Here is a 12,923-nt window from a genome sequence, read left to right on the forward strand (position 1 = left end):
TGGTGGGAGAAAGATCTTAGGGCACTGAATTTAAACGCTTGGTGCAAATAAAAAGAGCGTAATCATAATTACGCTCTTTTTAGTCAATACACTATTTTTCGATGTAGGTTTTGTGCACACGCTTAGTCAGCTTGATGACGAGTTCATACGGAATCGTCCCTATGTGCTTTGAAACCTGCTCAATAGGTAAGTTTTCACCCCAGAATTCGACACAGTCGCCCACTTTATCTTGTGAGTCAGGACCTAAATCTACGGTAATCATATCCATGGATACTCGGCCTGAAATAGGCACGATACGACCATTAATATAAACAGGCGTACCTTCTGGTGCTGTTCTCGGATACCCATCACCATAACCCATAGCAACCACACCAATGTAGGTATCACGCTGTGATGTCCAAGTTTCACCATAACCAACAGGTTGATTGGCTTTGTGTTTACGAACCGCGATAAGCTTTGAGGTTAAAGTCATACCACAATGCAGACCATACGCTTTACCTGTCTCACTTTCATTCGGACTGATGCCATACAGTGCAATGCCTGCACGCATGAAATCTAGGTGAGAATCAGACCAGTACAGAATACCTGCTGAGTTTGCCAAAGTTTTCGGACCTGGGAAATGAGAGGTTTGCGACAAAAACAGATCGATTTGCTTTTGTGTAGATGCAGAAGAAAGATCATCGGCACAGCTAAAGTGACTCATGAACCCAACTGGACCTGACAGCTTACCCGTCGCTTCAATCTGTTCAACATAATCATTCAGTTCACATGGTTGAACACCCAGACGGTGCATACCCGTATCCAGCTTAAGCCATACCATGATGGGCTTCGCTAACGTAGCATTTTTCAGATCGTCCAGCTGTTCTTGGCAGTGAATAGCGGTTTGAAAGCCTTCACGTGAAGCGGTTTCCAAATCGTCCTTACAAAAGCAACCTTCAAGAAGCAGAATAGGTTGTTGAATACCTGCATTTCTTAACTCTTGGGCTTCCTCAATACGAGAAACGGCAAATACGTCTGCCTGCGCCAGAGCCTGTGCTGTCTTTACAGCATTGTGACCGTAAGCATCACCTTTAATAACCGCAACAACTGGCTTGTTTCCACATTTCTTTTTTAGCAAGTCATAGTTATCACTAAGCGCTTTTAGATTGATAAGAGCTTCAGCTGTGATCATTGAATCCGTCCTAATTTTTACCTTGTTTCCATTGCAGCTCAGAAATGGGGCTTACTAAAGAGTAGCTATCATACTGAGTAATGTTTGTTTCTCCAACAGCAAGCCAATGCTCGCAGCAAAAGATTTTATACATTTATTTAATAATAAACAGACCATGCCAAGGTCTGAGTACATTGTAGTCATTACCACTATTTTGGAGTTTTGTGTATGGATAAAACCACTGGTTACCTTTTATTTCTAACAAAGTGGCTTACTGGCCATCCGAAAAGAATAATATTCTTAATGTTTGACTGTTGTTAGATTAAAAAATTTATTTCATTTCTGGTAAAAAAGTAATGTTGATCACTGTTTTGTGCAAAAGAATTTAACCTGATTACTCATGTATTTTAACGAGCAACAATCTAAAGTTATTACAAAATGGGGTGTTTGGGATGTTTTCTCTATGTTTATGAGAAAACATCCGATGTCCGTACACCTTGAATTTAAGGTTAAGTTGTATACAAAATTGTTTATTGTTGCTCTAGATCACAAAATAGAAAAATCTGAAAATATGGTAGTAGTTGGAGTTAAACACCATTGATTTTGTTTGAGTGAATTTTAGATATAACAACTATTTGATCGGTCAGTAAAACAATCTTTCGATTTAGAGCAGAGTTGCTTTCATATATTTCTTAATTTTCATTTGCTTCCGATATTTTCTAAAAAACTGCAAGTTTGCATATTTATGCTTAATATATAAATATTATGAATCAAATGTGCATAAAAATTTACTTTTATAAATAATTTTGAATATGTTTACCCATCTTCCCCTATTGTTGATAAGGATATTAAGCTGTAGGTTGTAAAAGAAGTTGAAATTACTATCTGGTCTAGAATGACCAAAATGGAGTATTGAAAGATGGAACTTAAACAACCTTATTTATTGTTTTTGGGTGATGCTGCAGATTCTCTTGCCGCCAAAGTCGCGCAGGGTATTAAAACTTGGCGCCCTGAGTATTGTGTTGGGCAATTACGTCTTGAGGCGTGTAATGCCGACGTTGGCCTGCAAGACCTATCGGTAGCGCAAGCGAAAGAAGCGGGTGCACAAACGCTCGTTATTGGGGTTGCTAACCGTGGTGGTGTGATTTCTAAAGAGTGGATTTCAGTTCTTATCGAAGCTCTTGAAGCTGGGATGGATATCGCAGCGGGTCTGCACAACAAATTGGCAGACATCCCTGAACTTGTTGAGTGTGCGAAAAAGAACGGTTGTGCACTTTATGATGTTCGTTACCCATCACAAGCTTATCCTGTAGCGAATGGCAAAACGCGTTCTGGTAAAAGAGTCCTGACAGTAGGTACAGACTGCTCTGTTGGTAAAATGTACACCTCACTTGCAATAGAAAAAGAGATGAAAGAGCGTGGCGTTGATGCTGATTTTCGTGCCACCGGCCAGACGGGTATTTTGATTACCGGAGCTGGTGTTAGCGCAGACTGTGTCGTAGCAGACTTTATTGCCGGAGCAATTGAAACCATTACACCGGAAAACGATCCACAACATTGGGACGTTATTGAAGGTCAGGGTTCGCTATTCCATGCTTCTTTTGCAGGTGTCACAACGGGTCTTATTCATGGTTCACAAGCTGATGCTCTGGTACTTTGTCATGAACCGACTCGCGCACATATGCGTGGCTTACCTGATTATCAATTACCTGATCTTAAAGTGTGCATGGAAGCGAACATTGCCACGGCTCGTTTAACTAACCCTGCGGTGAAGTTTGTAGGTGTATCTATCAATACCTCAGGTTTGAGCGAAGTTGATGCAATGGCGTATATGGACAAAGTGGAATCAGAAATAGGTTTACCTGTTGTCGATCCATTCCGCCAAGGTGTTGCTCGTATTGTTGATAAGCTTCTGGAGCTGTAATGAAGGTAAAACTCTACACACAAAGTTGGCCAATTCGTGGCAGTTTTACTATCTCCCGAGGCAGTAAAACTCAAGCTGAAACCATCATTGTTGAGATTGAACACCAAGGTATGACTGGGCGGGGGGAATGCGTTCCTTATGCCCGCTATGGTGAATCCATCGCAAGTGTATTGCAGCAAATCACCGATGTTATTGCAGATATTGAAACTGGTATTACGCGCGAGCAGTTACAACCACTCCTTCCTGCTGGTGCGGCGAGAAATGCGGTGGATTGCGCGCTCTGGGATCTTGAATGTAAACAAGACAAGCAATCTATCTGGGCGAAGGTCGGTTTAGCCGCCGAGCCACTCACCACAGCCTACACGCTTTCGTTAGATACTCCTGAAAATATGGAGAAAACGGCGATTGAAAATTCTGGGCGACCTCTGCTCAAACTCAAGCTGGGTGGGCCAGAAGATTTAGCGCGTGTGCAAGCGGTTCGTCGTGGTGCACCCAATGCAAAAATTATTCTTGATGCCAATGAAGCGTGGACGGTAGAAACCTACAAGCAGCTTATTCCAGAACTGATAAAGCTGGATGTGGCGATGATAGAGCAGCCATTTCATGCTGATGAAGACTCGGTCTTGGCTTCGCTAGAGCGCCCAATTCCTATTTGTGCCGATGAATCTTGTCACGACAGAAACAGTCTGGAGAAGGCCGTTGGTATGTATGACATGATCAACATTAAGCTCGACAAAACCGGCGGTTTAACCGAAGCACTGAAGCTAAAAGATCAAGCTCAATCATTGGGATTGCGAGTCATGGTCGGTTGCATGGTTTCTTCTTCATTAAGTATGGCTCCAGCTTTTGTTGTGGCTCAAGGTGCTGAAGTGGTCGATCTTGATGGCCCGTTGCTGCTTAGTGAAGATATCGAAAACGGATTTGAGTTTGAAAACAATTCTATGATGCCCTTTCAACAAAAGCTGTGGGGGTAGGGAGAAAAAATGGAACGAATCGTATATCTAAATGGTGAATTCGTTGCGGAAAGTGAAGCAAAAGTCTCGGTATTTGACCGTGGTTTTCTCTTTGCTGATGCTGTTTACGAAGTCACTGCTGTATTGGGTGGCAAGCTCATTGACCATCAAGGCCATCTTGCGCGTTTAGAACGCTCGGCAAAAGAGCTCGGTATCAAACTGCCTGTAACAGGGAAGCAACTGATGGATATTCAACAAGAGCTAATAAAAAGAAACGCTTTGGTTGAAGGTGGCATTTATCTGCAATTGACGCGTGGTGATGAAGGTGATCGAGACTTTTCATACAGTGATGACATAGAACCAACCTTGGTGCTATTTACTCAGTCAAGAAGCCTGATCAACAGCCCTAAGGCTCAAACGGGTATTAAAGTGATCTCGTTTGATGATATCCGTTGGCGACGTCGTGATATTAAAACAACTAGCCTATTGCCGGCCTGTTTGGCAAAACAAGCTGCTCATGCTTCGGGTGCTGAGGATGTCTGGTTAATTGAAGATGGTTTTGTTACCGAAGGTGGCTCGAGTAATGCTTATATCGTAACTCAGGAAAATACCTTGGTTACCCGTCCTCTAAGTAACGATATCTTGCATGGAATCACCCGAGCTTCATTGATGAAACTTGCTCAAGAGCTCAACCTAACTATTGAAGAACGTCTATTCACAATCGATGAAGCTTATAAAGCGAAAGAGGCGTTCATCAGTTCTGCAACAACGTTTGTCTGGCCAGTGGTCGCCATTGATGACAAGCCTGTTGGCAGTGGCAAGCCGGGAGAAATCGCTCTAAAACTGCGTGATATCTATATAAAAACAGCACAAGAGCTTGCGGAATAACACATCACTTAACACCGCTACGTGTTCATTTGAACTTTTATGTTTCGGTGAACAATGAAGCAATAATAAATACAGCGTGAGTTTGGCTAGGTAAATAAGTAAAGCAAAACACCCGACAGTAGTCGGGTTTTTTTTTATCCGTTAGCTTTAAGGTATTTCACATGCGCTTCCATCTCTTCACCAATTTCTGTTCGCATGTTCATTAGTCTAATTGCCGAGTTGCGAAGAGCGATATCTTCAGGGGTTTCTGGTACCCATTCAGGAACGGCGGTTGGTTTACCATTTTCGTCAACAGCAACCATGATAACAATGCAGTGTGTGGTTAAACGGTTCTTAAGTTCTTTGGGATCACTGGCTTGTACGTCAATGGCAATGTGCATCGAGGTTTTACCTGTGTAGATAACCTTAGCGCTCACTTCTACGATATTACCGACATGAATCGGGGCAACAAAACGGATGCCGCCAGCATATGCCGTAATACAATATTTACCGCTCCAAGCGGCAGAACAAGCGTACGCTGCTAAGTCGATCCATTTCATCACTGCGCCACCATGAACTTTACCGCCGAAGTTCACATCGCCAGGTTCTGCTAAAAAACGAAGGGTGCTTTCTCTTTTGCCATTACTCATCGGCGATTCCTTTTGCTTTGCCCAAACAACCATACCTTGAAGTGATCCAACCGTATGTTGAAACGCAATTACGATAACCTGAAAGTTAATGAATTGACTACCATTCTTTTACATATTTCAAACAAGCATGATGTGATGGTTAAAAACTCAATATGGGATGTGTAGAGAACACGAGAGTTGAATAGTGAATAAGCCTTTGAGCTTTGCTACTGATCTAATATGCTCCTACAAGAAATAGAAGTCATACAAGGAAAGTAAAATTCATGTCTAACGAATCGCATTCGACAATCTCTGACCCCGCGCTGCTTAGTCCTGACGTAAGTCGTTCCAATTTATGGCGTTTAACATTGGCACAAGCGTTGGCTGGGGCGAATTCAGTAGTTGTATTTGCGACCGGTGCGATTGTCGGAAGTATGCTGGCGCCTTCTCCTTTACTCGCTACATTGCCTATTTCAATTTTCGTTGTGGGTATGGCTTTGTGTGTTTTCCCTGCCGGAGAGTTAGCAAGAAAATACGGACGAAAAGCGGCGTTTATGGCGGGGTCCGTTGCAGGTGTGTTAACAGGTTTGTTGGCGATGGCTGCTATGTTCACCGAATGGTTCTGGTTGTTTTGCCTCTCGACCCTGCTAGGTGGCGCTTACGCTGCCGTTGTTCTCTCTTTTCGTTTTGCCGTAACGGATGGCTTACCGCCAGAGAAACGACCTCAAGCCCTTTCGCTTGTGATGGCTGGTGGTATTGTTGCAGGTGTTATCGGGCCGCAGTTAGTGACACAAACCATGTATCTGTGGCCAGAAAAAATGTTTGCTGCCACTTTCCTTGCACAGGCAGCGGTGGCCGTGATTTCTGGTGTGATCTTATATGGTGTTCAGTCTCCGGCTGTAAAAGAGCTGCATGGTGGAGGAAGACCATTAATGGAAATTGCACTTCAACCGCGCTTTATTTCTGCTGTGGTGTGTGGTGCAGCGTCATACATGATCATGAACTTTCTTATGACGGCAGCCCCGCTCGCGATGCATATGCACGGTCACAGCCATGAGTCGTCAAACTTAGGTATTCAATGGCATGTGATTGCTATGTATGCCCCGAGTTTTTTCACCGGAAAACTCATAGCGCGATTTGGCGCAGTGCGTATTTCCGCAGTAGGCATTGTTTTGACCGGCTTTTCTGCGGTTGTTGGTTTGTTGGGCGTCGATGTCAATCACTTCTGGTGGTTACTCATTTTACTGGGCATTGGATGGAACTTTGGCTTTCTAGGCGCTTCTGCATTGGTATTGGAATGTCATAAACCGGAAGAGAAAAATCGCGTTCAGTCGCTCAATGACTTCATTATTTTTGGTTTGATGGCGATCGGATCTTTTTCATCTGGCGGGCTGTTAAGTGCTTACGGCTGGCAGATGGTGTTGTGGGTATCCTTCGTCCCTTTGATCTTGGCCGCGTTAGCTTTAGCTGCTGCAAAAGTAGGTAAGCTCAAAGCTTCAAAAATATAGTCGGAGCATGACCGCAACGGGTATAGAGAGAAAGGCTCTGTTCGTTTATGGTGTGAAGGAAGAATAGGGTATTGCCTGTACAAAGTGCGCCACAGCAATACCCTTACTCTGCAGTGTCAAAACGAGACACCCTAAATGGTATTAAACGTACAATTTTTGGACATAAAGAAGAAAAATATATGTTGGGATAATTAACCAAGCGTCTCGCCGTTGTTCAGAATTTCTTCGTGGGTTTTAAGTGAAATAACACCTTCTGTCGGTGTTAAGTTGGACCAAATGAAATTGTGGAATTTGATGATGTCACTGGCGCTCATCTCCAGTTTGTCAGCGGTGGTGTGGCAATCGGAAACCACCACAATATTGAAGTCTTCTATTAGCGCGGCGTGAATGGTTGAGTTAACACAGAAATCAGTCGCTAACCCTGTGATATAAAGGGTTCCAACATTTAATGAGTCTAAAATCGCTTTCAAATTCGTCTGATAGAAAGCGCCATTTACGGTCTTCTCTACGTTGTAATCTGCATCACTGATGACAAGCTCTCTAACGATTTCAAAGTCTTCTGTGCCCGGCAACAGGTAGTTTTCTTTGATGCCATTATGCTGAATGAAAATAACGGGCAAGTTTTTAGCGCGGAAAGCATGAGAAAGCTTATTGATTCTTGAAATAACGCCTTCGCTGTCGTGTCTTGGTGTGTGGAAACAGCCTATCTGCATATCAATGATCAACAGGGCTTCGTTGCTCCCATCCCCTTTAGTGGTCGAATCCGTCATGTCACTGTAATCCTTTACTTTCAGCCAAATGAAGGTCGCATTATAACCACTAATTTCTTGGGCATGCAGTCAAATTGATCCCGATAGAGGTCGTTTTCTTCATTTCGCTGAGTAAGGCTTTTGATCTCTGCTTCCATCTCGTTTAAAGTCTTTCACCTGATAAATATCGTTAAAAAGACATCGCTCTTTAAAGAAACATAGCTCGTTAAAGAGAAATAGCTCCGATAAGGAAAGCAGAGTGAAAAAACAGGCGAGAAACCTTCATCCCTCCCTAGCAATTGCTAAGGCGCCTTCAGACGTGTTCATGAACTTTGAAGCGTTTTTGTCAAACACCGAAACGCGCGTGCACAGCCACACTTGGGGGCAGGTTCAGTTAATTGCTGGTGGCATTTTAGAAATGGAAGCGGAAGATACCCGTTTTCTTGCCCCGCCTCATCTCGCAATTTGGGTTCCAGCGGGAACACGACACAAGAGTTTTAACCGCAAGCCTCTGGATTATTGCTCGATTAATATTTCAGCTGAAATGACGCACGCTTTTCCAACCCGAACCAGCTTAATTAAAGTTACTCCGATTGTTACGGCGATTATTGATGACTTCCGCATGCGCGAAATCGGTGTGGCGGAAAGTGTCGAAGACAAACGTCTGTTGCAGGTACTGATTGATCAGCTTGCCACTCGCGAAATGCAGCAGCACTTTTTGCCGTCCAGCCACCACAAATATTTGGCACCAATCTTAGCTACAGTGGAAGAAAATCCGACTGATAACACCAGCTTGCAGCAGTGGGCAGAGCGAGTACACACTACCGAGCGAACGCTTGCCAGATATTGTCAGGCAGAACTCGGTATGAGTTTTACTGAGTGGCGTTTGCGTGTTCGCTATCTTCATTCAATGGATTTATTACGAAGTGGTCATTCGGTCAAAGAGGTCGCCTTAACCTTGGGATACAACCAAGCCAGCCCGTTTATTGCCATGTTTAAGAAATACTCCGGTCAAACGCCGGAGCAATATAAGAATCGGTTGCTGTAAAACCTACCAACACAAAAAGAAACTCCGGGAATTAATTCCTTCTTTCCGTGTACGCGATGTGACGTGACTCAAATGAAGCAAGTATGGTCCTGCCCATAATCTGCTCGACACTAATCATGTCACATTTTGCTTTTCACTTTATACGGAACAGATTATGAAAAATAAAATCTCCCCACCGTTGGTATTGTCATTAGTGGCAACCTTCATTGGTGTATCTAATAACGCATTTGCTGAAATTCGTAATGTAACTTTACTCCACACCAATGATATTGAAAGTGTTTACGAACCTGTGGATGCCTTCTGGAACCCTGATATAGCCCGTATTGGTGGCATTCCTTACTTAGCCACATTAATAAAGGAAGTGCGAGCAAAAGAAGAGACCAGCTTTCTACTCGACGCGGGTGATATCTTTACTGGGTCGCTGGCTAAAAAAACTAAAGGGAAACTCTCGTTTGACCTATACAGTGCAATGGGATACGACGCGATAACACTAGGTAACCATGAGTTTGAATATGGCTGGGAAACGCTCAAACAAAATATGCCAAGAGCGGCTTACCCAGTACTGAACGCAAACATTAAGTTCGAACAAAACAACGCTCCATTTGCACAGCCATATACCATTATTGAACGCAACGGCATTCGTATCGGGGTTATTGGTGTAATGGGTGTGGATGCTTTTTATAACACAATGTGGAAAGGGAACCGCAAAGGCTTAACCGTTGATGACCCTACAGAAGTGACGCAATTCTGGGTTGACAAGATTCGTGACGAAGTGGATATGGTGGTTGTATTAACGCACCAGAACAAAACAGCGCCGATGCAGACGGACAAAGAAGCGGATCCCGAAGTACAACGTGGATTCGATGAAGACTATGCAATGGCAGGTAAGTTAAAGGGTGTTGATGTTATCTTTGGTGGCCATTCTGATCATGGTTTGTGGAAGCCTGTGGTGCATCCTAAAACAGGTACGGTCATTGGATTAACCTTCGGGCAAGGCAAATACCTTGGTTACACCAAATTTGCAGTCGATACAGATAAACGCAGTGTTAATTTGCTGGAAGGAAAATTGATCCCTGTTGAATCCGATAAGTTAAATCGGGATCCAAAGACCAGTCAGCTAATTGATAGTGCAAGATCTCAATACCCTGAACTGAATCAAGAACTAGCGACAATTGATAAAACGGCATTCCGTCGATACTACCGCGAATCAAACGTTGGTAACTTAGTCGCGGATATGATGCGCGAAGCGGGAGACGCAGATTTAAGTATGATCAGTTCAGGCAGCATTCGTGTGGACTTGAACAAAGGCCCTGTTACGATGGAAAACGTGATGGATCTGTTTCCGTTTACTGATAAGTTGTCAGTGGTTGAGTTGACAGGTAAGCAAGTTAAAGAACTACTGGAATATAGCTACAAGTTGCCTTACGGCTTAGCGCAATTCTCTGGTATTGAGGCAAAATATAATGGCAAGAAACCGGAAGGTCAACGCCTATTGTCATTGAAAATTCAAGGTAAGCCAGTGAAAGACACTCAAACCTATAAAGTGGCAACATACTCTTATGCAGCAAGCGGTGGTGATGGTTATAAAGTGTTTGCCGATGGCAAACTGTTATCTGAAAGTGGTTCAATCACACAGACGTTAATTGACCAGTTCAAAGCGAAGAAAAAAGTGACAGTTCCAAAGCTAGGTCGCCAAGTAGACGTGTCTCAATAATCACATGTTTGGGAGGGACGATGCCATTCAGAGAAGAATATAACGGGTGCAAAACCTATGGTTGCCCCAATTGCGGTCAGCAAGACCTCAGTGTTTATTCTCGCTCAAATCGGCTCGGCTATGATGCATGGTACTGCCCTGAATGTGGGGCATTCCCTCCCGTTTTATTGAATCAACCCATCATTGCGCTTGCGAACCAAATTAAAAGTGAGCAATTTGATCTAGAGTTTCTCGACAGTTGTGGTTGCCAGCAGCCACAACTTCATCGTTATGGTTATACAGCATCAGGTAGCCAGAGAATAAAGTGTACCCAGTGCCAGCGCGTTATCACTCAGCCTAATGTTGAGAAGCTGACTAAACAACTGCAGCCTATTATGGACGCACTCATTAGAGGTGTTTCCCCTGAAAACCTTCAAAGAGAATGTAAGCTAAGCAATAAGCTGTTTTCACAACACATCTCAAAGCTCGCACAATTGCTCACTTATTCTGGTCGCCAATGGGAAGCCAATGTCTGTTTTCCTCTGATTCAAACCAGAACATGTGTACAAACTTGCCGTTCTGGTTTTCAACATCTTGATAATTACCAGAGAGATACTCACTTGTGGACGATTTCTAGTGTTGATGCACAGTCGGGTTATGTATTGCTCATCAGTGATAATGCTTTATTCAACCGGTTTTCATCGCAACTAGAAGAATTACAGCTTGACCTTTATAAGTTAGATACAAGAGAGATAAGTGTCGAAGGCGACGAAGATGTATTGAGTAAAGCGGAGAAAACATACAGTAAAATTTTGGCTCGCAGCCAGTTTGACATGCTTGCCTATACTGAGCATTGTCACGCTCTGTCTAAAGAAGCTCTTATTCTCCGCCCTGTATATGCTGCTCATGCTCACTTTCAGAACCTTCGACACAAGACGATTAACTTTCCACCTCAAGCGATTGCTCTTGAACATGAAAGTTTTTTGCGTGGAGCTGCAATAACCGCTTTTTGTGAAGAAGTCAGCAGTGACCAAACAGCATTGTTCTATTGCCATGTGCAAAAGCACGCGCCAAATTCAAAATCTGCTGCGATGGCAAAAACGATGAGTTGGTGGAATGAGCGATGGCATCGGTTGTTTATTGAATATTCGCAACACAATTGGCATGTAGGTGTTGGTGTGTTGACCAATAAGCAGTTTAACGTCGAACAGTTGATTCCAACTCATCCCAATTGGAATCAAACTTTCTGGGACGAGTTTAACCTTTGGTTAAGTCCAGAGTATGCGCGCAGAATAAGCTTAAAACGTCTTCACCAATGGCAAGATATCTATCGCTATCTTTATAATTTTGTCTTCACTGATCGTTTGGGTATAGAGCAGAAGAGAGGTGTTATACCTGCGAAAATTAGCTCAGTGGTTCAACACTTGTGTGATTTAAACCGTCGACAATGATGTAACCAATACTCCGGACAGACGCCGGAGCAATATAAGAATCGGTTGTTGTGACGAGCGGTTATTCCGCGAGTTTTTTCATTGCTTTTTGATAGCTGTCTACGCTTTCAACTTGTTCTATGTACTTTTTAATGTGGTGGTAAGGAGACATATCACAACGTGCACTAGCAAGCTGAAGAGCAAGTACCATCTGGAAATCTGCGCCTGAGAGCTCTTCACCCGCGAACCATTTGTTGTCAGAAAGATGCTGATCAATAAGTTTGAGTTGCGGAATAATTCTTGGGTCGATGAAGTGTTGGTTTAACGCCTGCACAAACTTTTTAATTACAGGTTTAATGAAGAACGGCATTGGTTTGTCGACAGCTTTAGATAAAACCAGTCGCATCACCAATAAAGGCATCATTGAGCCTTCAGCAAAGTGTAGCCAGTAGCGGTAATTTAACAGCGCTTTAGATTCTTTAGGTTTGAACTGTTGCTCGGTGTCGTAGGTATCAATCAGATATTCAATGATTGCGCCAGATTCAGCAATCACCTGTTCACCATCGGTAATGACCGGTGACTTACCCAGCGGATCGATTTGCTTCAGTGACTCTGGTGCGCCGTAGGTTTTAGGGTCGCGTTGGTAAACTTTAATTTGGTAAGGAAGATTCAACGCTTCTAATAACCACGCAATGCGATTAGAGCGGGACTGAACAAGATGGTGCAGGATAATCATAAAGGCCTCTGACGTTACTTATTGATTTATCCTGCTAGTCTCACCAATTGCCAAGCATAGGTCAATTTAAAATACGCTATACATTGGCGTGAGTTATACAATATGTGCGGTATTGGCACTGGTTTGTCACTGCGTACGCACAAAGTTTGAGTGATCTAAAGTAATCGTTGGCTTAAGGTTATTACAACAAACAGGTTCCCCACATTGGAATATCAACAAATCAAAGGGTTATCTGT

The 12,923-nt window shown here is 43.3% G+C and carries 11 protein-coding genes; 7 read left to right on the top strand and 4 right to left on the bottom strand.

The annotated features are described in order from the left end of the window. Positions 1–91: 91 nt before the first annotated feature. Positions 92–1,171: an alanine racemase gene (gene alr / locus HUO09_RS07855; protein ID WP_167410334.1), complete on the bottom strand. Its 1,080-nt coding sequence runs from the start codon at positions 1,169–1,171 to the stop codon at positions 92–94. Positions 1,172–2,069: 898 nt separating this feature from the next. Here alr and dgcN point away from each other — a divergent pair. From dgcN to HUO09_RS07870, 3 genes are read left to right on the top strand one after another with little or no spacing between them, the layout of a single operon-like run. Further along, entirely contained in the window at positions 2,070–3,074 is a 1,005-nt protein-coding gene (dgcN, locus tag HUO09_RS07860; RefSeq protein WP_188233567.1) for an N-acetyltransferase DgcN, read from the top strand. Then, a complete protein-coding gene (gene dgcA / locus HUO09_RS07865; protein WP_188233568.1) occupies positions 3,074–4,048 on the top strand; it encodes an N-acetyl-D-Glu racemase DgcA in 975 nt (324 codons plus the stop codon). Before dgcN ends, dgcA begins: the two co-directional genes overlap by 1 nt. A gap of 9 nt (positions 4,049–4,057) precedes the next feature. Beyond that, the gene (locus tag HUO09_RS07870; protein WP_188233569.1) at positions 4,058–4,915 is read left to right on the top strand and encodes a D-amino-acid transaminase; all 858 of its coding nucleotides are present in this window, start codon (positions 4,058–4,060) and stop codon (positions 4,913–4,915) included. 134 nt (positions 4,916–5,049) lie between these two features. On the opposite strand, the gene HUO09_RS07875 is transcribed toward HUO09_RS07870, so the two are convergent. Then, positions 5,050–5,544, bottom strand: a complete 495-nt coding sequence (locus HUO09_RS07875; protein ID WP_188233570.1) for an acyl-CoA thioesterase — start codon at positions 5,542–5,544, stop codon at positions 5,050–5,052. Between the two features lie 263 nt (positions 5,545–5,807). Between HUO09_RS07875 and HUO09_RS07880 the strand changes: the two genes are divergently transcribed. After that, complete coding sequence (locus HUO09_RS07880; RefSeq protein WP_188233571.1) at positions 5,808–7,031, top strand: MFS transporter; 1,224 nt, start codon at positions 5,808–5,810, stop codon at positions 7,029–7,031. Between the two features lie 191 nt (positions 7,032–7,222). Here the strand turns inward: HUO09_RS07880 and HUO09_RS07885 are convergent, their stop codons facing one another. Beyond that, the gene (locus HUO09_RS07885) at positions 7,223–7,801 is read right to left on the bottom strand and encodes an isochorismatase family protein (protein ID WP_188233572.1); all 579 of its coding nucleotides are present in this window, start codon (positions 7,799–7,801) and stop codon (positions 7,223–7,225) included. Positions 7,802–8,039: 238 nt separating this feature from the next. On the opposite strand from HUO09_RS07885, the gene HUO09_RS07890 reads away from it, so the two are divergent. The 3 genes from HUO09_RS07890 (at position 8,040) to HUO09_RS07900 (ending at position 11,972) form a co-directional block, all read left to right on the top strand. After that, positions 8,040–8,828 carry a helix-turn-helix domain-containing protein gene (locus tag HUO09_RS07890; RefSeq protein ID WP_188233573.1) on the top strand — a complete coding sequence of 263 codons (789 nt, stop codon included), beginning with the start codon at positions 8,040–8,042 and terminating at the stop codon, positions 8,826–8,828. 154 nt (positions 8,829–8,982) lie between these two features. Beyond that, positions 8,983–10,542, top strand: a complete 1,560-nt coding sequence (locus tag HUO09_RS07895; RefSeq protein WP_188233574.1) for a bifunctional UDP-sugar hydrolase/5'-nucleotidase — start codon at positions 8,983–8,985, stop codon at positions 10,540–10,542. 20 nt (positions 10,543–10,562) lie between these two features. Then, positions 10,563–11,972 (top strand): hypothetical protein, encoded by a 1,410-nt coding sequence (locus tag HUO09_RS07900; RefSeq protein WP_188233575.1) that lies wholly within the window; start codon positions 10,563–10,565, stop codon positions 11,970–11,972. A gap of 61 nt (positions 11,973–12,033) precedes the next feature. Here the strand turns inward: HUO09_RS07900 and HUO09_RS07905 are convergent, their stop codons facing one another. Further along, positions 12,034–12,687, bottom strand: a complete 654-nt coding sequence (locus HUO09_RS07905) for a glutathione S-transferase family protein (protein WP_188233576.1) — start codon at positions 12,685–12,687, stop codon at positions 12,034–12,036. Positions 12,688–12,923: the final 236 nt, after the last annotated feature.

The sequence above is a fragment of the Vibrio sp. Y2-5 genome, from assembly GCF_014596725.1.
Lineage (GTDB): Bacteria > Pseudomonadota > Gammaproteobacteria > Enterobacterales > Vibrionaceae > Vibrio.